Annotated in this window: 24 protein-coding genes; 15 read left to right on the forward strand and 9 right to left on the reverse strand. The window is 32.7% G+C overall.

Going from position 1 to position 24,127, the window contains the following annotated elements; genetic code table 11:
* Window positions 1–68: 68 nt before the first annotated feature.
* Window positions 69–1,124: a hypothetical protein gene (locus ACHRV0_RS15815; protein WP_395441538.1), complete on the forward strand. Its 1,056-nt coding sequence runs from the start codon at window positions 69–71 to the stop codon at window positions 1,122–1,124.
* Between the two features lie 214 nt (window positions 1,125–1,338).
* On the opposite strand, the gene ACHRV0_RS15820 is transcribed toward ACHRV0_RS15815, so the two are convergent.
* The gene (locus ACHRV0_RS15820) at window positions 1,339–2,379 is read right to left on the reverse strand and encodes a GntR family transcriptional regulator (protein WP_099718710.1); all 1,041 of its coding nucleotides are present in this window, start codon (window positions 2,377–2,379) and stop codon (window positions 1,339–1,341) included.
* A 394-nt stretch (window positions 2,380–2,773) separates the two neighbouring features.
* Here ACHRV0_RS15820 and rhaT point away from each other — a divergent pair, with 394 nt between their 5' ends.
* From rhaT to ACHRV0_RS15855, 7 genes are all read left to right on the forward strand, one after another.
* Complete coding sequence (gene rhaT / locus ACHRV0_RS15825; RefSeq protein WP_129025552.1) at window positions 2,774–3,823, forward strand: L-rhamnose/proton symporter RhaT; 1,050 nt, start codon at window positions 2,774–2,776, stop codon at window positions 3,821–3,823.
* Between the two features lie 24 nt (window positions 3,824–3,847).
* Window positions 3,848–5,989, forward strand: coding sequence for a bifunctional aldolase/short-chain dehydrogenase (locus tag ACHRV0_RS15830; RefSeq protein WP_395441539.1), 2,142 nt, complete (start codon window positions 3,848–3,850; stop codon window positions 5,987–5,989).
* A gap of 360 nt (window positions 5,990–6,349) precedes the next feature.
* Entirely contained in the window at window positions 6,350–7,624 is a 1,275-nt protein-coding gene (locus tag ACHRV0_RS15835) for a TIM barrel protein (RefSeq protein ID WP_129025556.1), read from the forward strand.
* Between the two features lie 145 nt (window positions 7,625–7,769).
* Window positions 7,770–9,131, forward strand: a complete 1,362-nt coding sequence (locus tag ACHRV0_RS15840) for an FGGY-family carbohydrate kinase (RefSeq protein WP_395441540.1) — start codon at window positions 7,770–7,772, stop codon at window positions 9,129–9,131.
* A gap of 161 nt (window positions 9,132–9,292) precedes the next feature.
* Window positions 9,293–10,033, forward strand: a complete 741-nt coding sequence (locus tag ACHRV0_RS15845; RefSeq protein ID WP_129025560.1) for a (Fe-S)-binding protein — start codon at window positions 9,293–9,295, stop codon at window positions 10,031–10,033.
* 142 nt (window positions 10,034–10,175) lie between these two features.
* Complete coding sequence (locus ACHRV0_RS15850) at window positions 10,176–11,579, forward strand: lactate utilization protein B (RefSeq protein ID WP_395441541.1); 1,404 nt, start codon at window positions 10,176–10,178, stop codon at window positions 11,577–11,579.
* Window positions 11,569–12,156 carry a lactate utilization protein C gene (locus ACHRV0_RS15855; protein WP_395441542.1) on the forward strand — a complete coding sequence of 196 codons (588 nt, stop codon included), beginning with the start codon at window positions 11,569–11,571 and terminating at the stop codon, window positions 12,154–12,156. Before ACHRV0_RS15850 ends, ACHRV0_RS15855 begins: the two co-directional genes overlap by 11 nt.
* A 76-nt stretch (window positions 12,157–12,232) precedes the next feature.
* Here the strand turns inward: ACHRV0_RS15855 and ACHRV0_RS15860 are convergent, their stop codons facing one another.
* The gene (locus ACHRV0_RS15860) at window positions 12,233–12,565 is read right to left on the reverse strand and encodes a YegP family protein (protein WP_129025566.1); all 333 of its coding nucleotides are present in this window, start codon (window positions 12,563–12,565) and stop codon (window positions 12,233–12,235) included.
* A 194-nt stretch (window positions 12,566–12,759) separates the two neighbouring features.
* On the opposite strand from ACHRV0_RS15860, the gene ACHRV0_RS15865 reads away from it, so the two are divergent.
* Window positions 12,760–13,245, forward strand: coding sequence for a copper resistance protein NlpE (locus tag ACHRV0_RS15865; RefSeq protein WP_395441543.1), 486 nt, complete (start codon window positions 12,760–12,762; stop codon window positions 13,243–13,245).
* Between the two features lie 77 nt (window positions 13,246–13,322).
* On the opposite strand, the gene ACHRV0_RS15870 is transcribed toward ACHRV0_RS15865, so the two are convergent.
* From ACHRV0_RS15870 to ACHRV0_RS15885, 4 genes are all read right to left on the reverse strand, one after another.
* On the reverse strand, window positions 13,323–13,886 hold the full coding sequence (locus ACHRV0_RS15870; protein WP_395441544.1) for a DUF2911 domain-containing protein: 564 nt from the start codon (window positions 13,884–13,886) through the stop codon (window positions 13,323–13,325).
* 129 nt (window positions 13,887–14,015) lie between these two features.
* Window positions 14,016–15,200: a mannonate dehydratase gene (gene uxuA, locus ACHRV0_RS15875; protein WP_395441545.1), complete on the reverse strand. Its 1,185-nt coding sequence runs from the start codon at window positions 15,198–15,200 to the stop codon at window positions 14,016–14,018.
* Window positions 15,201–15,232: 32 nt separating this feature from the next.
* Window positions 15,233–16,045, reverse strand: a complete 813-nt coding sequence (locus ACHRV0_RS15880; protein ID WP_129025570.1) for an SDR family oxidoreductase — start codon at window positions 16,043–16,045, stop codon at window positions 15,233–15,235.
* A 129-nt stretch (window positions 16,046–16,174) separates the two neighbouring features.
* The gene (locus ACHRV0_RS15885) at window positions 16,175–16,624 is read right to left on the reverse strand and encodes a YhcH/YjgK/YiaL family protein (protein ID WP_395441546.1); all 450 of its coding nucleotides are present in this window, start codon (window positions 16,622–16,624) and stop codon (window positions 16,175–16,177) included.
* Between the two features lie 216 nt (window positions 16,625–16,840).
* Here ACHRV0_RS15885 and ACHRV0_RS15890 point away from each other — a divergent pair, with 216 nt between their 5' ends.
* The 4 genes from ACHRV0_RS15890 to ACHRV0_RS15905 all read left to right on the forward strand — a co-directional run bounded on the left by ACHRV0_RS15890 (window position 16,841) and on the right by ACHRV0_RS15905 (window position 20,731).
* Window positions 16,841–17,848, forward strand: a complete 1,008-nt coding sequence (locus ACHRV0_RS15890) for a LacI family DNA-binding transcriptional regulator (protein WP_395441725.1) — start codon at window positions 16,841–16,843, stop codon at window positions 17,846–17,848.
* A 108-nt stretch (window positions 17,849–17,956) separates the two neighbouring features.
* Window positions 17,957–18,595, forward strand: a complete 639-nt coding sequence (locus ACHRV0_RS15895; protein ID WP_395441547.1) for an HAD family hydrolase — start codon at window positions 17,957–17,959, stop codon at window positions 18,593–18,595.
* A gap of 573 nt (window positions 18,596–19,168) precedes the next feature.
* Window positions 19,169–20,194 (forward strand): NAD(P)-dependent alcohol dehydrogenase, encoded by a 1,026-nt coding sequence (locus tag ACHRV0_RS15900; protein ID WP_395441548.1) that lies wholly within the window; start codon window positions 19,169–19,171, stop codon window positions 20,192–20,194.
* A gap of 162 nt (window positions 20,195–20,356) precedes the next feature.
* Window positions 20,357–20,731 carry an STAS/SEC14 domain-containing protein gene (locus ACHRV0_RS15905; RefSeq protein ID WP_089054731.1) on the forward strand — a complete coding sequence of 125 codons (375 nt, stop codon included), beginning with the start codon at window positions 20,357–20,359 and terminating at the stop codon, window positions 20,729–20,731.
* A gap of 138 nt (window positions 20,732–20,869) precedes the next feature.
* Here the strand turns inward: ACHRV0_RS15905 and ACHRV0_RS15910 are convergent, their stop codons facing one another.
* From ACHRV0_RS15910 to ACHRV0_RS15920, 3 genes are all read right to left on the reverse strand, one after another.
* Complete coding sequence (locus ACHRV0_RS15910; RefSeq protein WP_129024895.1) at window positions 20,870–21,151, reverse strand: PrgI family protein; 282 nt, start codon at window positions 21,149–21,151, stop codon at window positions 20,870–20,872.
* 269 nt (window positions 21,152–21,420) lie between these two features.
* Window positions 21,421–21,804 carry a hypothetical protein gene (locus ACHRV0_RS15915; RefSeq protein WP_395441549.1) on the reverse strand — a complete coding sequence of 128 codons (384 nt, stop codon included), beginning with the start codon at window positions 21,802–21,804 and terminating at the stop codon, window positions 21,421–21,423.
* A gap of 296 nt (window positions 21,805–22,100) precedes the next feature.
* A complete protein-coding gene (locus tag ACHRV0_RS15920) occupies window positions 22,101–23,018 on the reverse strand; it encodes a DsbA family protein (protein ID WP_395441550.1) in 918 nt (305 codons plus the stop codon).
* A 165-nt stretch (window positions 23,019–23,183) separates the two neighbouring features.
* Between ACHRV0_RS15920 and ACHRV0_RS15925 the strand changes: the two genes are divergently transcribed.
* The gene (locus tag ACHRV0_RS15925) at window positions 23,184–23,501 is read left to right on the forward strand and encodes a winged helix-turn-helix transcriptional regulator (protein ID WP_395441551.1); all 318 of its coding nucleotides are present in this window, start codon (window positions 23,184–23,186) and stop codon (window positions 23,499–23,501) included.
* Window positions 23,502–23,557: 56 nt separating this feature from the next.
* The gene (locus ACHRV0_RS15930) at window positions 23,558–23,956 is read left to right on the forward strand and encodes a hypothetical protein (protein ID WP_395441552.1); all 399 of its coding nucleotides are present in this window, start codon (window positions 23,558–23,560) and stop codon (window positions 23,954–23,956) included.
* Window positions 23,957–24,127 lie beyond the last annotated feature (171 nt).

Below are 24,127 nucleotides of genomic sequence, written 5' to 3' on the forward strand. Positions count from 1 at the left end.
GTACATAAAAATTTATTATTTATTCAGCTTAAAATACTTTTGGAGCAAAATAATATAACTCTATAACCATGAAGAAAACTTTAAAATTTTTAAAAATCGCACTTATTTCTTTTTTAAGCATTTGTTTAATTTTCCTAGCCTATTTTTACATCAGCAGTAAAATATTTATAGGTTCTGCAAACCAAGAAAATATTGATTATTTAGCAAAAAATCAAGTTGAGATAACAAAGTCAATCAACGAGAAATTATTTGATGACGATTTTTATAAATCACAAGTTTTTCTTTTAGGAGAAATTCACGGTTATGCAGATAATCAAACTCTAGATAAGGAGATGTTATTTTTCCTGAATAAAAAAGCGGGAATCAAGTATTATATTGCCGAAATGGATAGTTTAACAGCCACAAAGCTAAATAGCTTTTTATTAAAAAACAGCAAAGATGAAGCAGTACTAAAAGATGTTGTTTTAAATATAGCTAAAAGAATTCCTCAGCAATCGAGCCAAGAGCTGTTTGATAAATGGAATGCTGTTTATGATTACAATCAAAAATTAGCTGATTCTGCAAAAATTACTGTGATCGGAATTGATAAGAATTTTGATGATACTTCAAAAGGTTCGAGAGATTTAGCGATGATCGCCAATTTTAAGAATTCAATTAAAAAAATGAATATAGAGAATGAAAAGTTTTACGGTCTTTTTGGATACTTTCATACTATACAAAAGAAATCTGAGGGAGGAAAAGATACATTTGCGGCACAATTGAAAGAGGCTGGAATTAAAACAACAAGTATGGTTAGTTATACTATAGACAGCGAAATGTATCTTCCTAAAAACCCACAATTTCCAACACCAGAAAACGAAAGAATAGATTGGTTGAATGCAGATGGACCTTTAATGCTTGTAAAAGGAATTAATGACTTAAAAGAATTGAGCAAACCTAATGCGATTACTCTTTTCAAACTTAATTCTCAAAAGTCGCCTTATCTTAAATCACAAAATCTGATAAACATAAAATCAAGAGTTTTTGGAGAAAACATTATTCCTCAGGAAAGTTCATTTACAACAGATTATTTTCAATATGTTTTTCTTCTTAGAAACTCTAAAGCATTAAGTAAATTGAAATAATAAAGTATTAGAACTTTTTATTGCGATTTTAGATTTGATCTTAAATTGTTCGAATCAAAAAATCAGAAAGCAGTGAAAATAGTATACTTATTTAAACAGTCTTGAAATTACCTCCAGCTAAGTTTGGAGGTAATTTAAAAGAAAAAATATTGTTTTGGGAATTTTATTTTAAAAGCAAAGGTTCAAAAGTTTTCTTTTAAAACCTTTGAACCTCTTAAATAGAATTTCGATCAATAAAATTAAAAGGCACTTTTACTTGTCCTTTTTCTTTATTTAAAATCATTCGTGCAGCGGTTTCGCCCATTACATTAAAGTCTGTAGACATTACAGTAATACCCAGTAATTCTTTCAAAGGAGTATCGTTATAAGAGATAACGCCTATTTCTTTTCCTAGAATAAATTCTTCATCACGAATCTGCTTCATTAAGTTTACAAGATCAGATTCTTCAATGGTAATAAATAAATCTCCTTTTTTAAGAATCATATCATCGTAAACCTCACTTAGAATTTCAAAATTAATTTCGTGTTCTACACAGAATTTTCTAAATCCGTGCAGAATTCTTCTTGGATAAGGATAAACAGCTTTGTCGGGATAAACCAGAATCAGCTTTTTGTATTTTGATATTTTTTCTAAACCTTCTTTTAAAGCGTTGTAAATATCATTTTCAAAATCCTGATATATTTTAATAATTTCGCCTTCCATTCCTAGTTTAATGTTGTCCATTAAAACTAATTTTTCCTGCGGAATTCTCTGAATTGCTTTTGCAACTTCATCAGTAAAACTCAAATGTTTTAACTCATCAGTTTTAAAATGGGTCGTAATCACATAATAATCATATGCACCTTCAAACTTGTCTAACAAATTTAAAAACAGTGTTTCATCACAATGATAAATATGAAGGTCAGTATGAGCATTAGCGCCAAGTGTGTTAATAAACGAGCTGTACGTTTTCATTTTGTAGGCACTCAGTTTATTAAATAAAAACAGAATATTTACTTTAGATTCTAGTTTTGTTCTGGTAATATAATATCCTTTTCCTCTAATCGATGAAATAATTTTTCGCTCTTTCAGGATATTATATGCCTTTTCTACAGTATCGCGTGACATATAAAATTCTTCACTGAAACTATTTATAGAGGGGATTTTTTGATTTATTTTTAAATTTCCGTTAGCAATATTCTGTAAAATCGAGTCTACAATTTGTTTGTATTTTGGAACCCTCGAATCTTCATCTATTTTAATTAATTTAATCATGATTATGTTTTGCAAACTAGTTTCATATTTTGGCCATGAAACATAATTTTAAATTATAATATTAAAAAAATGGTTTTTAAAACCTGCTTTACATACTGATTTTATTACTTTCCTTACAAAAAAATCGCAATTAAATACGACTTGTTTTATGTTTAAGTGTTTTTCACAATTTGGTAGTGAACTGAGGATATAATAATTACGAAATCAATCGCTAAAATAGCGTTTTTAAATTTACTTTTCCAATACTTAAGGATTGTTCTTTGCAAATAATAAGCAGTTTTAACATAATTACAAGATTCATAAAGGATAGTACAGGACAGTTTTCTTTCGAGCATTATATTATTTTACAAAACCAAATTAACTATCACAATTAACCAAAAAACAAAATTATTAAATGGAATCATTATTAGGAATTATTTTTCATTCTATCGGAGGATTTTCTTCAGGTAGTTTTTATATGCCTTTTAAAAAAGTTAAAGATTGGGCTTGGGAAAGCTACTGGCTTGTGGGCGGTTTCTTTTCTTGGTTAATTGTACCGCCGATTGCGGCTTATTTAACGATTCCAAATTTTACAGAAATCATTGTTGCAGCTTCTCCTTCTATCAAAGCCTTTACGTATTCGATGGGATTAGTTTGGGGAGTTGGAGGTTTAACATACGGTTTAGGCGTTCGCTATCTTGGAATGTCATTAGGAAATTCAATTACCTTAGGATTTTGTTCTGCTTTTGGAGCATTAGTTCCTTCTATTTATTACGATTTATACCCAACAGAAGGTAAAATTTCATTTTCGGATATGCTGGCAAGTTCTGGCGGACAATTGGTTTTATTGGGCGTTGCGGTTTGCCTTTTAGGAATCGCTATTTCTGGAAAAGCCGGAATGTTGAAAGAAAAGGATTTTGCAACAGGTCATGAAGACAAGGATAAAGATTTTAGTCTAGCAAAAGGTTTAACTGTAGCGGTTATTTCGGGTATCTTGAGTTCGTTTTTTAATTACGGAATCGAAGCTGGAAAACCAATGGCAGAAAAAGCAGTTGAATTTGGCTGTAATCCTTTATTTCAAAACAACGTAACTTATATTGTTTTGCTTTGGGGAGGTTTGACTACCAATTTTATTTGGTGTCTATATCTTAACTTCAAAAACAAAAGTATTGGTGATTACACCAACAAATCTACTCCAATTACTAAAAATGTGCTTTTCTCAGCACTTGCCGGAACAATGTGGTTTTTGCAGTTTTTCTTTTACGGAATGGGCGAAAGCAAACTAGGAAACGGTGCAAGTTCATGGATTCTGCACATGGCAACTATTATTCTAACGGCTAATTTCTGGGGATTCTATTTGAAAGAATGGACAGGAGTATCGAAAAAAACATTTAGAACATTCCTTTGGGGAATCGGATTAATTATGCTTTCGATTGTTTTAGTGGGAATTGGAAACTCTTTATAAATACTGAAAAAACATATGATAACAATGTCAAATACAAATACAAAAAATATGAATTTTAAGCATGTTAGCTATCTTTGGGATGAGGCAAAAGCTCAAGAACTAGCTGGTGATGAAGTAGCGCTTTTCATTTATCGCTCTAATTTATTAGGAGCCGATTTAAGATTGACAAACTACGGAGGAGGAAATACTTCTGTAAAAATTACGGATAAAGATCCATTAACTGGAGCAAGTTCTGAAGTTATGTGGATTAAAGGTTCTGGGGGAGATATTGGAACTTTAACAAAATCAGGTTGTGCGGCGTTATATTTAGACAGACTTCGCAATCTTGAAAATGTATACAGAGGAATTGAGTTTGAAGATGAAATGGTAGAATTGTTCAATCACTGTATTTTCGACTTAGCTTCAAAAGCGCCGTCTATCGACACACCTTTGCATGGTTTTTTACCATTCAAACACATCGATCACTTGCATCCAGATGCTGCTATTGCAATTGCAGCAGCAAAAGACGGAGCAAAAATTACAGAAGAATTATTTAACGGAGAAATCGGCTGGGTAGGCTGGCAGCGTCCGGGCTTTGATTTAGGACTTCAATTAAGAAGTTGTTTAGAAGAAGCAGAAAAGAAAGGTAAAAAACTAAGAGGAATCATGTTAGGTTCTCACGGTTTATTTACTTGGGGTGATACTGCATACGAAAGTTACATCAACACATTAGAAGTAATCGAAAAATGTGCTGAATATCTTGAAAACAATTACGGTAAAAAACGTCCGGTTTTTGGAGGTCAAAAAATCGAAAGCCTTCCAGAAGCAGATCGTAAATTGAAAGCCGCAAAAGTTGCTCCAATTTTAAGAGGTTTCTGTTCATCAGAACGTCAAATGATTGGTCATTATACAGATGATGCAAGAGTTTTGGAATTTATTAATTCAAATGATCTTTCAAAATTAGCTCCATTAGGAACTTCTTGTCCAGATCACTTTTTAAGAACTAAAATCAGTCCATTGGTTTTAGAATTAGATCCAAACGAGGATTTATCAGATATAAATGCGGTTAAAGCAAAACTAGCTCCTGCTTTTGAAGCTTACCGTGCAATGTACAAAGACTATTATAATGCCTGCAAGAAATCGAATTCTCCTGCAATGCGTGACCCAAATCCAGTTGTGATTTTATATCCAGGAGTTGGTATGTTCACTTTTGCAAAAGATAAAACGATGGCGCGTTTGGCATCAGAATATTATGTGAATGCAGTAAATGTAATGAAAGGTGCGGAAGCCGTTTCAGAATATACTTCGCTGCCACACCAAGAAGCTTTTGATATTGAGTATTGGTTGTTAGAAGAAGCAAAATTACAACGTATGCCAAAACCAAAAGCATTGTCTGGAAGAGTAGCTGTGATTACAGGTTCTGCGGGCGGAATTGGTAAAGCTATTGCTAAGAAATTTGCTCAGGAAGGCGCTTGCGTAGTAATCAACGATATTAACCAAGAACGTTTAGAAGGCGCAACAGCTGAGTTTATTAAAGCTTTTGGAAAAGATGCGGTTGCGAGTACATTACTTAATGTAACAGACGAAGCTAGTACAGCATTAGCTTTAGATCAAGCTTCTTTAGCTTTTGGAGGTGTAGATATTATTGTAAACAATGCTGGAATTAGTATTTCAAAATCTATTGCAGAACATACTCTTGAAGAATGGGATAGATTATACGATATCTTAGTAAAAGGACAGTTTATTGTTTCTAAAGCTGGAATCGAAGTAATGCGCAAACAAGGTTTTGGTGGAGACATCGTAAACATTGTTTCTAAAAATGCAGTTGTTGCTGGTCCAAATAATCCTGGATACGGTTCTGCTAAAGCTGCACAAGCACATTTAACACGTTTAATGGCTGCCGAATTAGGAGCTGATAAAATTCGTGTAAATACAGTAAATCCTGATGCTGTAATCTCAGATTCAAATATTTGGTCTGGCGGATGGGCAGAAGGTCGTGCAAAAGCATATGGAATTACAGTTGAAGAACTTCCAGCTTATTATGCAAAACGTACGTTATTAAACGAAATCATATTGCCAGATGATATTGCAAACGCTTGTTTTGCTTTTGTTGGTGGTTTACTTGGTAAATCAACAGGAAATGCTTTAAACGTAGACGGTGGTGTTGCAATGGGCTTTTATAGATAAAGATTGTTTAGGTTTTTTTATAAGTTTGTTTAAGCAAAAGTGGTTTTTTGTGGTCTAACGTTCGATATTTCGGACGTTAGATTTTTTTAGACATAAGAGTTTTATAAAGAAGACTAAATAGCATAAAATAATAAAGTTAAACGCAGAGAACGATTATATAATTTTCGAGTTCAAAAAAATGCTTTAACCTGTAGAAATATAGTTTTTTCTTAAGTTTTTAGAATGAAAAAATAGATTCATCATTAATGCATAATTAGGTGTTTTGATGTGAGAACTTTTAAGGTTATATTTTTATGTGTTAAAAATACACGAATAAAATTAAATTGTATATCTTGTATCTCTATTAAAATAATAAGTATTATGATAATCGGATCAAACAATATTGAATCTCATAACGAGGAATTATTAAAAAAACACCAAAATAAACTGGTTTTTACAGCATCAGAAATTGATAATACTGAGGCGATTATTCAAAAACTAATCGATTTTCAGATTGCAATTCCATCTTGGGCTTTAGGAACAGGAGGAACGCGATTTGGACGTTTTGCAGGTGGAGGAGAACCGCGTTCAATCGAAGAAAAAATCGAAGATGTTGGTTTGCTTCATAAATTAAATAATGCTTCAGGAGCTATTTCGCTGCATATTCCGTGGGATATTCCACAAGATTATAAAGCAATAAAAGCACTTGCAGCGCAGCACAATTTAAAGTTTGATGCCATGAACTCGAATACATTTCAAGATCAGGCAGATTCAGAGCATACTTATAAATACGGTTCGTTACAAAACGTAAATAAAGCAGTTCGTAAACAAGCGATTGCTCACAATATTGAAGTAATCAAACACGGGATCGAATTAGGATCAGAGTCATTGACAGTTTGGCTTGCTGATGGTTCTAATTTTCCTGGACAGTTGAACTTTCGTAAAGCGTATCAAAATACATTAGAAAGTTTAGAAGAAATCTACGATGCATTACCTTCGAACTGGAAATTATTTTTAGAATATAAATGTGCTGAGCCTAACTTTTACTCAACGACAGTAGCTGATTGGGGACAGTCTTATTCGTATGTTAAAAAGTTAGGCGATAAAGCGCAGACATTAGTCGATTTAGGACATCATTTACCAAATGCAAATATCGAGCAGATTGTTTCTTTATTATTAATGGAAAACAAACTGGGCGGATTCCACTTTAACGATTCAAAATACGGCGACGACGATTTAACTGCTGGAGCTTTAAAACCATATCAATTATTTTTAATTTTTAATGAATTAGTTGAAGGAATGGATGCAAGAGGAATGAATCATGCCAAAGATCTTGGCTGGATGATCGACGCATCACACAACATCAAAGATCCGTTAGAAGATTTATTGCAGTCTGTAGAAGCTATTATGATTGCTTATGCGCAAGCACTTTCTGTAGACAGAAAAGCATTAGAAAAGGCACAGGAAGAAAATGATGTAGTTAAAGCACAGGAAATTCTTCAAAATGCTTTCCGCACAGACGTTCGCGCGTTAGTTGCTGAGGCACGTTTCCGCTCTGGAGCTGCTTTAAATCCAGTTGAATTGTACAGAAGCCTTTCTGTTAGAAAAAATCTTATTGGAGAAAGAGGATTAAAAACATTAGCGACAGGATTATAATTATAAATTATTAGTTGTTAATTATAAATTATGAGTTAATGCCAATGTTATTTTTATGTTGGTTCTTTTAAAAAAGACTTGGCAAAAATCATAACTCTGTAATCTGTAATTAACACTTGATAATTAACAATTTACAATTAAAAAAATGAATGTAGTTGCAATTTTTGATATTGGTAAAACAAACAAAAAAGTATTCTTATTTGATGAAAACTATAGAATCGTTTGGGAGAAATCAGTCAATCTAGACGAAACAGTCGACGAAGACGGTTTTCCGTGTGAGAATATAGAAGTGCTTAAAAATTGGATTTTTGAGCGTTTAGAAGAAATAAAAGCTTTAACCAATTATGTATTAAAAGCGATCAATTTTAGTACCTATGGTGCTAGTTTTGTCTACATTGATAAAGAAGGAAAAATTTTAACTCCTCTGTATAACTATCTAAAAGATTATCCAGAGGATTTAAAAAACGATTTCTATCATAAGTATAAAGGTAAAGAACGATTTGCTGTAAAAACAGCTTCTCCAGTTTTGGGAAGCTTAAATTCAGGAATGCAGATTTACCGTTTAAAAGAAGAAAGACCAGAATTATTTGAAAAAGTAGAATACTGTTTGCATCTTCCGCAATTCTTAAGTTTTCTTTTAACCAATGAAGCTTACGCCGATATTACAAGCGTGGGTTGTCATACCAATCTTTGGAATTTCAAAAAAATGAAATACCATAAATGGTTAAAAAATGAAGGCATTTCATCTAAAATTCCTGAGTTTTATTCTGGAAAAGACGTTATCAAAACAAATGACGGTTTATCAGTAGGTGCAGGACTTCACGATAGTTCATCAGCCATAATTCCGTACACCATAAATTTTACAGAACCTTTTGTTTTATTGTCAACAGGAACTTGGAGCATTTCCTTGAATCCGTTCAATAATAAACAATTGACTTTTGAAGAATTACAAAATGATTGTTTGTGTTATTTGCAATACACAGAAAAACCCGTAAAAGCCGCAAGACTTTTTGCGGGAAATGAGCACGAAATACAAACCAAAAGATTAGCAGAGTATTTTAAAGTTCCGGTTGATACATACAAAGAGGTTTATTTTGATAAAAACATTGTATCTAATTTAAGAGCTTTAAATTTTCAGATTATTTACCCTAAAAAGTATAATTTTGATATACTGAAAGAATGCCCTTTTCAAAATAGAGAGCTTTCAACATTTAAAAGCTATGAAATCGCCTATCATCAATTGATGTTGGATTTGGTAGAACAACAAGTATTTTCAACTAACTTAGTCATTCATAACAGTCCTGTAAAGAAAATTTTTGTAGACGGAGGTTTTAGTAAAAATTCAATTTATATGAATTTATTAGCCGAAGCTTTTCCTGATATTGAAGTTTATGCCGCATCAATGGCGCAGGCAAGTGCTTTAGGAGCTGCATTAGCAATTCATCAAAACTGGAATCCTAAACCCATTCAGAATGACTTAATTGATTTGAAATTTTATAAGCATTAAAAAAAATCAGCCACTCCCGATAGTTATCGGGATAAAAGATTAAGTAGATTTTTGTTTCACGCAAATTCTGCAGATTTAAGCAGATTTAGTTTTAGAAAATCTGCGTACATCTGCTTAAATCTTTTTAAAATCTGCGTAAAAAAATAATAATTACCAAGAATATGAAAATCGGGCTATTTATACCATGTTATGTCGATCAGTTTTACCCAAAAGTGGGTATTGCGACATACGAACTTTTACAGAAATTAGGCTGTGAAGTTCATTTTCCGATGGGACAAACCTGCTGTGGACAACCAATGGCAAACAGCGGTTATGCACACTTAACAAAAGGCTGTGATACTAATTTTATAGCCAATTTTTCAGGATTCGATTATATTGTATGCCCTTCCGGAAGTTGTGTTCTGCATGTAAAAGACCATTTGCATGATGATAAAAATGAAGCAGCAGCGACAGCAATTCGAAACACCGTTTACGAACTAACAGAATTCATAACTGATATTTTAAAAATTGATCATATCGACGGGCGTTTTCCTTTTAAAGTGGGAATGCATGTAAGCTGTCACGGACAACGCGGATTACATCTTTCGCAGATGTCAGAATTAAATGCGCCATTTTTCTCGAAACCCGAGCAATTACTTCACAATATCGAAGGACTTGATTTGGTTGCTTTAACTAGAAAAGATGAATGCTGTGGTTTTGGAGGAACATTTTGTGTTACTGAAGAAGCCGTTTCTGTAAAAATGGGACAAGACCGAATTAAAGATCACGAAAGTCATAATGTTGATTATATTACAGGTGGTGATATGTCTTGCTTAATGCATTTGGATGGAATTTTGAAAAGACAAAAAAGCAGAATCAAAACCATCCATATTGCAGAAATATTAAATTCACTCGAAAATTAAGAACAAATGTTGAACATAAAATTTAACCGCGAAGTTCGCAAGGTTTTACGCAAGGTTCGCAAAGTTAATTTTAATCTTTGCGCACTTTGCGGTTAAATATAACATTATAAGCATTCCAAAATTGACTTTTAAATAACTAAAAATGTCATCAGAAAAAATAATACAGCACAGCGAAGCAGCAGCAAAATTCAACAAAGATGTAGAGCGTGTCAATTGGCATGATGAAACACTTTGGTTTGTTCGTGCGAAACGTGATAAATCGGCACATCAAATTGATGATTGGGAATTATTACGTGAAACGGCTTCAAAAATCAAAGCCAATGTACTTTCTAATATTCACGATTATTTAGTCGAATTTGAAGCCAATGCGCAAAGAAACGGAATCATTGTACATTGGGCAGCTGATGCGAAAGAACACAATGAAATTGTACATTCGATCATGGCAAAACATGATGTAAAGCAAATGGTGAAATCCAAATCGATGCTTACAGAAGAATGTCATTTAAATGATTATTTAGCCGAAAAAGGCATAGAAGTTATCGATTCAGATTTAGGAGAATATATTGTACAGCTTCGTAAAGAACCGCCAAGTCATATTGTACTTCCAGCGATTCACCTTAAAAAAGAAGATGTAAGCGAAACTTTCCACGAACATCTGGGAACAGAAAAAGGAAATTATAATCCGCAGTATTTAACAGAATCGGCTCGTCATAGTTTAAGAAATACTTTCTTGACTAGAAAAGTGGCTTTAACAGGAGTAAATTTCGCTGTAGCCGAAACAGGTGAATTTGTAGTTTGTACCAACGAAGGAAATGCCGATATGGGCGCACATTTAGCCGATGTTCATATTGCTTGTATGGGGTTTGAAAAACTGATTCCTCAACGTAAGCATTTAGGTGTTTTCTTGAGGTTATTAGCAAGAAGTGCAACAGGACAGCCTATAACAACTTTTTCAAGCCATTTTAAGAAACCAAGAGACGGAAAAGAACTTCATATTGTAATTGTCGACAACGGAAGAAGCAAACAGTTAGGGCGTGAAGATTTTAGAAATTCTTTAAAATGTATTCGCTGTGGTGCTTGTATGAATACCTGTCCAGTTTACAGACGAAGCGGCGGGCACAGTTATCACAATGCGGTAGCAGGACCAATAGGTTCTATTTTAGCACCGAATTTAGATATGAGCAAAAATGCAGATCTGCCTTTTGCCAGTACGCTTTGTGGCTCCTGTACCAATGTTTGTCCAGTAAAAATTGATATTCACGATCAACTGTACAAATGGCGTCAGGTTTTGGTAAAAGACGGTTATACACCAAAAGCCAAAACCATTGCAATGAAAACAATGGCAACAGTATTGGCAAATCCAACTATTTTTAACATTGCAGGAAAATCGGGAAGATTTGTAATGAAAAATATTCCAGCAATGGTTAATAATAAAATGAATAAATGGTACGATCAGCGCGAAATGCCGGACGTTCCTGAGGAATCTTTTAGAGAATGGTACAAGAAAAATTCGAGAGAATCTAAAGCAAAAGACAATGAGCAGTAAAGCCGAAATTTTAAACAGAATTAAACTAAATCAGCCTGATTTGGTTACAGAACTGCCAGATTTAAGTCTTTTAGGTTCCGAAGATTTTGATACGCTAGAAACTTATAAAACGGTTTTAAAAGGAATTGGAGGTGATCCTGTTGAAGTATCTAGTTATGAAGAGATAATCGATTATATAAAGGCCAATTATAATCTTAAAAAGAGATTAATTACAACGCTTCCAGAGCTTTCAGAAATAGCTTCTTTAGACTGGAATAATGTAGATCCACATTTGCTTCACGATGTTGAATTGACGATTGTAAAAGCACATTTTGGAGTTGCAGAGAACAGCGGACTTTGGGTTACAGATGATATTTTAGGACAGCGAGTAGCACCTTTTATTGCGCAGTATTTAGCGATAATTGTTCATAAAAAAGATATTATCCGAACTATGCAGCAGGCTTATGACAGAATTGGAAATCAGGAGTACGGTTTTGGGACTTTTATTGCTGGACCGTCTAAAACTGCCGATATTGAACAGTCATTAGTTTTAGGAGCGCATGGCGCAAGAGGTTTGATTGTATTCTTGTTAGATTAAGAGATGAATTATAGTATTAGTTTACATAATAATGAAAAAGCGGGGTATATGCCCCGCTTTTTTATGGTATAAATTTTTATGCTGTCTGATCATCAGTAACTGCATCTGGAGCGTTTTTCTTTACAGATTCAATTCCGTTTTCTCTCGCAGCTACACTTTCATACATTTCACTTGAACCAATTATTTGTCCATTGCTGGCTTTTAAATTAAAATACGGTTTTCCGTTACTTGATTCTTTTCTGTCATAACGACCATCATCTTGTGAGTTTGTTTTTACAGATTCGATTCCGTTTGTGCAGGCCGCTTTTGTTGTATAGCCTTCACTTGTTAAAATTGTCTGGCCGTTACCAGCTTTCAAATTAAATTGAAATTCACCATTGGTTCTTTTAGTAATTACAAATTTTCCCATTTAGTTTTTTATTTAAGTTAACTATAATATTTTGCTTTCTATAAAAATACAAAACTTAGTTATACAATCGCTAGTGTCAGAAAAAATAATTAATAGGATAATTATAACGGAATATTTTCTTTACAATTTATAGGTTTTGAAACAAGACAAAAGAGAATTCTTTATATTTGAGTTAAATATTAGCTATAATTATTATGAGAAAACTATGTATTGTATTAGTAATTGCAACGCTGATTTCATCTTGCAATTCTAAAAAGAAAGAAGATACAGTAGAAACTGCTGTGAAAGATTCGACAACAGTAAGTACTGAAAAAAGTACAGCCGCGAAGGTTGATGTTTATGAAGGATTATTACCATGTGCAGATTGCAGCGGTATAGAAACTGTTCTGAAAATTTATCAAGGTGATGGCACTATGGAAAGCCATAAGTTTGAATTATTTACCGTATACAAAGGAAAGTCGCCTGAAAAAGAGTTTGTAGAAAAAGGAACTTTTAATACCGAAAGAGGTTTAGAAAACGATCCAAACGGGACAATCTATATATTGAATTGGGACAAATCTGCAGAGAATCAGATTTATTACGGTTATTACAGTGCAGATCCTGAGAAAGTATATATGTTAGATCGAGAGAAAAAAATAATCAAGTCAGAGCTGAATTATGCTTTAACCTTGAAAAAGTAATAGCATACCAATGATTTGATTTTAAACAAATAAAGAGACTTTTTCAAGTCTCTTTATTATTATATATTATGTTTGAATTATTTAACTGTAATAGGCAGTTCAACCGTTGTTTTATCCCATCCAATTACCAAATTTGCTGTAGTGCCTTGTGATGTAAAAGCAATTGATAAAGCTTCGATAACTGTAGAAACAGGTTTTACAGGAACAGATACTCGAACAACATCTTTACTTTCGTCATATGCATAACCACCCCATAAATCAAGTTCTTTGTTGATAATAATTGTCCATTTGTCTTTTTCAGGAATTGCAAATAAACTGTAAGTTCCTGCAGGAACATTTTTACCGCCAATAGTTACTGCTTTGTAAAATTTAATTTCAGTATTTTCATTAGCACCAACTCTCCAAACTTCTCCATACTTAATCAAATCACCAAAAATAGTACGTCCTTTTACAGATGGTCTTGCATAGGTAACTTTTACAACAGGAGCTGGATTATCAGTTTTTTTGAACTTAACAGCTTTGTTAGGAAAATAAGAAATATCTACAGGACTTGCATCCAGTGGAGCAAATTTTACAACTTCCTGAGCTTGAACTGTAAATGCAGCAAATAAAGTAACTGCAAGTAAACTTAATTTTTTCATAGGATTACAATTTTTAGAATAAGTACAAAGTAAGTTAATAGTGATTAAAAATCACATCATTACAGTTGGTTTTTTGTTAATGAATTGGTAACGACTCTTAAATTTAATCTAAAAAGATATCGAAAAATTTTATAGCGATTTTTTAATTCCCATTTCAAGCCCTCTTAATTCAGCTAATCCACGTAAGCGGCCAATTGCAGAATAACCCGGATTTGTTTTCTTCTTCAAATCATCCAGCATTTGATGCCCGTGATCTGGACGCATCGGCAGTTTACTGTCGTTTCTTTTTTCAACCTCTAGAATTGCTTTTACCACTTCGTACATATCTACATCGCCTTCAAGATGGTTTGCTTCATAAAAACTGCCTTCTTCATCCCTTTGCGTGCTTCTTAAATGAACAAAATTCATTTTATCTCCATGACGTCTTATAATTCCAGGTAAATCATTATCAGCTCTAACACCGTATGAACCTGTGCACATCGTAAATCCGTTTGATTTTGAAGGAGCAGCATTCATTAATTCGATCAAATCTTCTTCTGTACTTACCACTCTCGGTAAACCTAAAATGGGATAAGGAGGATCATCAGGATGAATTGCCATCAAAACACCCTTACTCTCTGCAACAGGGATAATCTGCTTTAAAAAGTAAAACAAATTGTCTTTTAAAGCCTGTCTGTCAATATGATTATAAGCACTTAATGTAATTAAAAAATCCTCAACAGTATAAGCTTCTTCAGCACCCGGAAGCCCAGCCAGAATGTTTTGCTGTAATTTTACTTTGTCTTCTGCAGTCATCGCTTCAAAATAACTTTTAGCTTTTTGAATCTGCTCGGCAGAATATTCCTTTTCAGCACCAGGTCTTTTCAAAATAAACAATTCAAAAGCTGCAAAAGCATTAATGTCAAAACGAAGCGCTTTTGAGCCGTCTTCAACCGTATAAGATAAATCAGTTCTAGACCAGTCTAAAACCGGCATAAAATTATAACATACACATTGAATACCGCATGAAGCAAGATTGAGAATACTTGCTTTATAGTTTTCAATATATTGAAGATAATTTCCAGTTTGTTTTTTTATGTCTTCATGTACTGGAATACTTTCTACAACCGACCAAGTCAATCCTGAAGCACCTTTTTTAGGATCGCCGTCTTGGTATTCAATTTCGTTTTTTCGTTTGTTGATTTCGTCTATGCTCCAAACTTCTCCATTAGGAATATGATGTAAAGCAGTTACAATTCCAGTTGCTCCAGTTTGTGCAATATCTTGTAAAGAAACAGGGTCATTTGGTCCGAACCATCTTAATGTTTGTTCCATTTTGTATTATGTTGTTTTGTAATGTTAGATTATTAAATACTCGTAGCTGCAAATCCGCCGTCAACCTTTAAGATTGTTCCCGTTACGAATTTTGACATATCACTGCATAAGAATAAAAGAGCACCGTCAATATCTTCTGGCGTTCCAAATCTTCCCATTGGTGTATGATCGATAATCTTTTCGCCTCTTGGAGTTAGATTTCCTTCAGGAGTTAATAATAAAGCTCGGTTTTGTTCTCCAATAAAAAATCCAGGTGAAATAGCATTTACGCGAATTCCCTCGCCATATTTTTGAGCCAATTCAACTGCCATCCATTGTGTGAAATTATCAATTGCTGCTTTTGAAGCTGAATATCCCACAACTCGCGTTAAAGGTCTTTGTGCCGATGCTGATGAGATGTTTATGATATTCCCTGATTTCTGCTTCGCAAAAAGCTCAGAAAAAACCTGAGTTGGTAGCATAGTTCCAATAATATTCAAATCGACTACTTTTTGTAAATCATCACTTTTCATATCATAAACAGCTTGATCCGGTTGTACAGTTGCTCCCGGCATATTACCTCCCGCAGCATTAATTAGAATATCAAGACGACCATATTTTTCAACAATAAAGTCTTTCGCTTTTTCTAATTCTTCTTTATTCAAAACATTGGCTTGAATCGCAAAACCTTCTCCGCCATTTGATTTTATATGCTGTACTGTTTTTTCTGCTTTTTCAATAGATTGAGAAACAATCCCAACTATAACACCCTGTTTGGCCAAAACGTTTGCGAAATTGCTTCCTAACACACCCGCACCACCTGTAATAAGTGCAATTTTTCCTTTTAGATTAAATATAGAATCCATTTAGTTTTATTTAAAAATTCAATACTCTAAATTCCAATTTTTGAAAAATAAAGTAGATTATATATGTTTGATTTTAATGTGTACGTTTTTTAATTGGAATTTGAAATTTGGATTTTCCCCAACAAGTAATTAGATCTTTACCTTAAAAACCAGTTTTTTCAAAAAACCTTCGCCAATCATTGCTGCGTGAACATCATCAGGAAATAAAATGGCAAATTGTTTTTCCTGCAATTCAAAAAACATATCGGGTTTATCATAAAAAAAACGTACGTCTCTTTCGTCGTTGTAATCGCCATTTGGTTTTATACATTTTTCTCTAGGCTTCCAAGCGAAAGTTTCTGGTCCTTGAATCGAAATTTGAATATCAATGTTTTTATCATGACATTCAAAACCTTTAATGCTTTCTTCTCTAGTGTTTCCATCGCCATGAATAACAATAAGTTTTAAGCCTTCGCAGATTTCAAACGAACCCGTTTCAAGACTTGTTATATCAGTTTGATTTACGTACTCAAAAGCTTTTTGAAAATTGGGATGCAGACTGTAATATTTTGCTGCATTATGTAATGAATCTATTATCATGAGGTAAGATTTAATTTTTAGTTTTTGAAATAAATAGTATAAAAGGTTCCGCCGTTTATATATAATGTGTAATTTTACGTGTACGCACACGGTGTTTTACAAATGTATGTAAAATGTAAAGTATAACAACCTGTTTTTACTTAAAAAAATAGAATTTTATAATGGTGCTTTTATCATTTTAGCTTAAAAAGAATCAATATCATAACAATAAAGAAAATTGCCGAATTAGCTAATGTTTCAACTGGAACTGTTGACCGAATTATTCATAATCGTGGACAGGCAGCACAAGAAACTGTAGATAAAGTCAATGCTATAATCGAAGAATTTGGTTATAAGCGTAATATTTTGGCGAGTAATCTGGCTTTAAATAAGAAATTTCATTTTGCCGTTTTTCTTCCCAAACATGAAAATCTTGAATATTGGCGCAGTCAGGCTGAAGGAATTGAAAAAGCGGCTGCTGAGTTTGGTAAATTCGGAATTGTTTTGGATTATTTCTATTACGATTATAATACAGTTTCATTTAAAGAATCAGTAAAGAAAGTGATGGATTTTGAGTGTGATGGATTGCTTTTTGCGCCCATTTTTCACGAAGATTCTATTCAGTTTTTAAATGAATACAAAAAAAAGAATATTCCAGTTGTGATGATCGATTCGAATATTTCAAACAATAATGAATATGCTTATGTAGGTCAAGATGCCTTTCAGAGTGGTTATTTGGCTGGAAGACTCATAAGTTTTGCAGTTAAAAACGAAAGAAACATTTTGATTTTTAAAATCACTCAAGAAATCGAAAGTACATCCGTTTATTTACAGCGAATAAAAGGTTTTTATTCTTTTTTTGAAGACAATAATGAACTTACAAATTTTAAATTTTCAGAAGTTACTCTAAAAGATTCCAAGATTGATGAACTAAATCTTGAAATGTTTTCAGAGATAAGCAGCATTTTCGTGCCCAATTCGAGAGCGTATATTGCTGCCCAATTTTTAGAACAAAACAATATAAAAGGTATTCGAATTATAGGCTATGATTTATTAAAAGAAAACATAGAATACTTAAATAAAGGTGTAATTGATTTTTTGATTAATCAAAAACCCGAAGATCAAGGTTATATGGCAATTCAGTATTTATATAAAAAATTAGTTTTAAAAGAAGATACCGAGCAAATACATTATATGCCGCTTGAAATTATTTTGAAAGAGAATTATTCTCCAATCAGAAAGTGATTTTTTATCATTTATAATAATACGGCAGTTAAATGAATTATATTCTGTAATTTACAGGACTTCACTTTTGTGCGAGTTAAAATTGTAATTAAATGAAAATCAATAAAAATGGTTAAGTGTATTATTTTCGATTGTGATGGTGTTTTAGTAGATACAGAGAAAATTGGTAATGGAGTATTACTTGAAATGGCATCTGAGCATGGATTTGAAATGAAAATTGAAGATGCATATCGTAATTTCAACGGTCGTAAGTTAAAAGACTGTTTCAAGTATATTGAAGAAACTATTGATAAAGAACTTCCAGAAACTTTTGAATCAGAATTCCGTCAAAGAAGTTTTGATGCTTTTAAAACGCAGGTCAAACCAATGGAAGGTGTTCTTGAGTTTATAAATAAACTTAAAATTCCGTATTGTGTTGCTTCAAGCGGGCCGGTCGAAAAGATTTGTTTAAATCTTGAAGTTGCTGGTTTATTAGATAAGTTTGAGAACAAGCTTTTTAGTTCTTATCAAATAGGGAGCTGGAAACCAGAACCAGGAATTTTTTTGCACGCAGCCAAAGAAATGGGTTTTGATGTAAAAGACTGTATTGTGATCGAAGACAGCGTCGCCGGTGTACGAGCCGGAATAGATGGCGGTTTTAAAGTATATGGTTTTGCAAACGGATATAATGATAATGATTTAGAAAAGGAAGGAGCAATACTCTTTAGAAGTTACCAAGAACTTGCTGTTATTTTAAATTTAGAATAGAAAAATGGTTGTCACAAAAAGACAGCCATTTTTTATTTAAGATATTTCCATTTCTTGTCGTGATTACTAAAAGAGAGTGTGAAATAGTTCGTTCGAATTTCTATTGAAATTCCTAAACATTATGATTTCGTAACAATGCCATAAACATAATAGCAATTTAAAGTTCTAAAATTGCAACTCCTTATAGAGTTTATATCAAGTATAGTTTTTTTAATTGTTTACGTTTTTTAATGAATGAAAATACGGCTCATTTTTTTTAAATAAAACATTTATAAACGATACAAGATTCAAACTATAATAACAACAATAAAATAGTTGTTAATACTTTAAATTAAACCAATAAAGTTTATGATTTAGTATTAAAAGACAATTAAAATGTTGTGTTAGTTTATTTTTTATTTTTTTGACAAAACCTATTTCTGTACTGAAATAGGTTTTTGTGTATCTACACACTTAACCAGACTCTTGATTCTTGTTTTAGATAGCGTTAAGAAATGTATAAATAGCCTTGAAAATGTGATAGTTGAATTTTATTTGATTAAATTTACTAAACTAACTTATAAAAAAAATCTTATGAAAGCAGTGCGTTTTTTTGGGCATAAAGATGTGAGAATAGTAAACGATTTAGAAAAACCATCTCCAAAAGGCGATGAGGTATTATTAAAAATTGGAGGTGCTGGAGTATGCCATTCAGACTTGCATATAATAGATGATGGTATTGTATCTGGTGTTACTTTTACATTGGGGCATGAAAACGCAGGCTGGATAGAAGAAATAGGTGAGGATGTAAAAGGATTTAAAAAAGGAGACGCAGTTTTAGTCTACGGTCCTTGGGGATGCGGACATTGTAAACCTTGTCAGCATTCTAATGAAAATTATTGCGATCATCAGTCTGAAATGGCTTTTGGCGGCGGACTTGGGCTAAATGGCGGAATGGCCGATTATATGCTGGTACCTTCCTCACGTTTGCTGGTACCAATTCATGATTTAGATCCCGTGATTGCGGCTCCGTTAACAGATGCAGCTTTAACACCGTATTCAGCTATAAAGAGATCATTACATAAGTTAATGCCAGATGAGTACGTAGTTGTAATTGGCGTTGGCGGATTGGGTCATGTTGCTCTTCAAATTTTATCAGAAATATGCGGCTCAACTATTATTGCCTGCGATATAACTCTAGAAAGACTCGAATTTGCTAAAAAATTAGGAGCGACTTATGCCATTAATTCTACAGATAAAGATGCAGCCGAACAAATAAAGAAGATTACAGGAATTAAAAAAGCCAAAGTTGTAATTGATTTTGTTGGAGCAACTTCTACAATTGACTTAGGAACTAAAGTTGTTGGTTTAGATGGAGACTTAACGATAGTTGGTCTTGGCGGCGGAAATTATGAATACAATATGAATGGCCTGCCATTTGGTGTAAGTTTAACAAATCCTTACTGGGGTTCTAGAATCGAATTAATGGAAGTCATTGGGCTTGCGCTTCAAAAGAAGATTCATATTGAAGTCGAAAAATACAGTTTAGACCAAGCAGTTGAAGTTTATGATAAACTAAGACATGGGCAAATAAAAGGGAGAGCAGTATTAATACCCTAATTATAATGTTGTAAAAAAGGAATGAAAGTGTGTAATAAAAAATAAAAATCTAATAGTAATTTTGAGTTGCCTTTTACTATTCTAATGGTAAAATTCCAATTAATATTCTGAAGGAATAAGACTTGGCAAGCTCAAAAATAATAACTCAAAAAGTGTAATATCATGATACATCAAATTGACACAACTGATAATTTAGTTGCTTTTAGAGCATTGGCAGAAATGACAAAAGAAGATTTTTTGATTGTTGTAGTTCCTGCCGTCGAGCATTTGGTAAAGCAGACTAATGAGATTAATTTTTTACTGGTTTTAGATACTGAAGTAGAAAAATTTACTGCAGGCGAGTGGCTTCAAGAAGCACTGCTAGGTCTAAAGAATCTTGGAAAATGGAATAGAGCAGCGATAGTATCAGATTCTGAGGAGATAATTTCGCTTGCAAACGGATTCGGCTATGTAGTTCCGGGAGAATTTCACGGTTTTAGAAAAGAATCTTTTAATAAAGCATTAAACTGGGTAGAAGGGAATATTAATCTGGCCTAAAAATTTAATTCTAATTTTACTTTTAAACTAAAAAAAACACCTGCTAATTCACGATGTTATCTAATTATAACTTGTGAGTTGTCAGGTGTTTTTTGTTTTATATTTTAAGTATTCCTAAACTGAAACTTAAAGCGCTTCTTAATAATTATATTCGATACCGCTGCTGTCTGTTTTTTCTCTTTTCTCTTTAGAAGTCTCTGTTATCTTTTTATAGCATGCAGCTGCAAGCAAAGGTACTGCAAGACTTCCTACTACTGCAGCCGTTTTATTTTGTCCGGCTTTTTTAAGTACAGCTCCAGCCAAAAGAGAACCTAATCCCGCAAATACTAAATGTTTAACAGATGGCCTATAGTCCTTGTAATCTTTTTTTTCAGGTTTAATTCCGTGTAATAATGGGTCTATAAAATTTAGTTTTTCCATAATTATGATAATTTTTTTAATGATACCTAATTTTGTCTAATGTAATAAAATTGTTACGTTTATTCTACTTTTAACTGTTGATTTTTTTTACGGATTGTTAAACCAGAAAGAAATCGTAAGATTATAAAGATCGGCGAAAATCTAGCCAAAATCAATCATCAGGCGGCGTTTAACAAAAGTTTATAATAGTAAACGATAAAAACGTTAATTGTATCCTAAAGCCTAGATTCTTATTTGCTAAAGGTGTTTTGTTCTAAAATTTAGCCGTTTTAGGCTCTAGGATGATTTTCAGGATAATGCTCGGCATCAAAATCACTTAAATCCTCATCTTCATCTAAATCCCTTTCTTTCTCTAGATCATTTTCAAAGTTTAGTTCATTAGTGCTGTTGTCCTTCTCTTGATTTGCTTTTTCACTATCATTAGTGATCGAATTATCTTCGTTTATAACTCGTTCTTCATTAGGAATGTTTTCCATTCTTATCGATTCATTTCTAGTAAAATCAGAAGTTTGATTTCGTCCGTCATCGATAAACTCTTCTTGATATTGATATGGATCTTCGTCAGGTGAAAAATTTACTGTATAATCAAAATTTTCCTGATCCATAAAATCAGGGTCTCTAAGACCATAATCTTGGTTGTTTAGCTTTTTCATAACTTTTCTATTTTTTCTTTATTTCTTAGCTTCCGAAGTTTTTATATATTCCGAAAACAGCGAAAATGACCTCTTTTGTAGTTGATTTAGAGGAGTTTATTTCTCATGAATTTTCGGCATATTTACAAAGGTACTTTAAAAATTGAAAATACTTTTATAGAAAAATAGATTATAGTTGCATAATTTTCAGGTACTTAGGTTTAGTTCTGAAATCAAAAGAAATTGCAGTCTGCAGTTAAGTAAAAACCTTAAAAAAGCCATAAAGAAAATGATCTTTATGGCTTCGGTCCAAAAAACTAACTTCTAAAATAAAGTGAATGATTTTTTATAGATATTTTCCCCAATTTTCCATCCTTAAATAATTCATCAAGTATTTCTTCCGCCTGATTATATGAAATATCTAAAATCACGGCATATTCTTTTGGAGCCAATGTTGGATAAATCTCAAAAAGAGATAATGGATTTTCATTTTTAAATGTCTTCTTTTTTGCTTCAGGATATAATGCCAGCAAAGCATTTTCATAATGAGCATATGGTTTAGAACCATAAACAGTAAGTTGATTGTTATTCTCATCAGCAAAAAATAAGGTAGGAAAACCTCTTACTCCAAGTGTTCTTGCTAAATTTAAATCCTCTTGAAAAAGTTTTTTAGCATCTCCCTCAGAATCGCTTTTTAATCTTGCAATATCAAGATTTGCAATTTTGGCCGCTTCAGCAATATTTTCCCATTTAGCAATATTCTTTTTTTCGAGATATAATTTCTCACGAAGGATACGCATAAAAATAACTGCTTTTTCTTTACTCTGAATTTGAGCCGCTTTCATAGCAATGCAAGAAGGATAAGAAGAATTCAAAGGATCTTCAAGCCAAACATCGCCATCGATAGGCATTTGGTAATGCTGACTTGCTTCATCCCAATGATGCGCAACATCTGATGGTTTACTGATTCCGCCGCTGTTGTAACTCCAATCAGGCAGTAAACCGCCCATTTTGTAATCTATTTCAAAATATTCAGAATATTCCAGTTTTAGTTTTCTTAATTGCGGCTCAATTCCCCAGCATGAAGAACAAATAGGGTCTGTATAATAAATAATTTTTACAGGTTTATTTTCGGATTTAATAACCGTTGTTTCATTTGATGCTTTACCAATTGGCATTTCGCACATACCGCTTTCAGGATCACACAGTAACGGATTTGTTTTATTATCGTTCATTCTAGAATTAGTTTGCGATTGACAGCTCGCACTGCAAATCAGGATTAATAACAGCGAAAGTATTTTCATAATTACTGTTTATAATTCTTGCTTTAGGTTTTAATTTATATTTTTACATAACAAAGCTCGCCCATATTTAATAACAAATCAATTAGTCTAAAAAAGATGACTACAGAAAGTAAACCAGAAAAAGATAACGAATGTCCGGCACAAGCACTTTTGAAGTTATTATCAGGGAAGTGGAAACCAGAGATTTTTCTATTAGCAGTAGAGGGACCGCTGCGTTTTAATACGCTTTTAAGAGATTTAAAAGGATCAAATAAACAATCAATCGCCGTCGCACTTCGTGAACTGGAAGATTTTGAACTTCTAGATAAAAAGGTTATCAAGCTAAAACCGCTTCATATTGAATATACGTTATCTGAGAAGGGAAAATCATTGATTCCTGTTTTTAAGCAACTAGAATTGTTTTTGGTGAAATAGATTTTTTTTGAAGTGAAATAGATTTTTTTTGAAGTATAAAGAAAACTTAAATAGATATGAAAAGACTGCTTTTAATTTTATTTATGCTGTTGCAATTTCCATTAAGTTTTGGGAGTAATCAAACAGAAGAGCCATCCTCACAGAAAATTATTGGAACTTGGTATGCCGACAGGAATCGAAATACAAAATGGGTTTTTACTCAAGACAGGAAAATCTATAATTATGATAAGGATGTTTTTAAAGTAATGTATGGTTATACTATTTCTCACCGCTGTCAAAACAATTCAAATGATACTACCGAATTTTTAACTTTCATGGACAGAGATGGTAATGAATTCTGTTTTAGAATAAATGGGATTAATGAGAATAAAAACGGAATTCTATCTCTTACTAAATTGGATAATGGAGAGACGCTTTTGTTTGTTAACAATTTAAATGTAACTACAGGAAGGTAATTTTTATTTGATGTAAAAACTCCAGCGGAACGGCATATATTTAAAAAATAAATGTTTCGCTCCTCTGGAGCTTAAAATCACAGGGTATATAATCACTATAAATATTGTGCTCCGCTGGAGCATTTTTTTTTACTGAATAGTCTAATTATACTAGACGTTTTTTCTAGTATT

The organism is Flavobacterium sp. FlaQc-30 (assembly GCF_044005885.1).
Lineage (GTDB): Bacteria > Bacteroidota > Bacteroidia > Flavobacteriales > Flavobacteriaceae > Flavobacterium.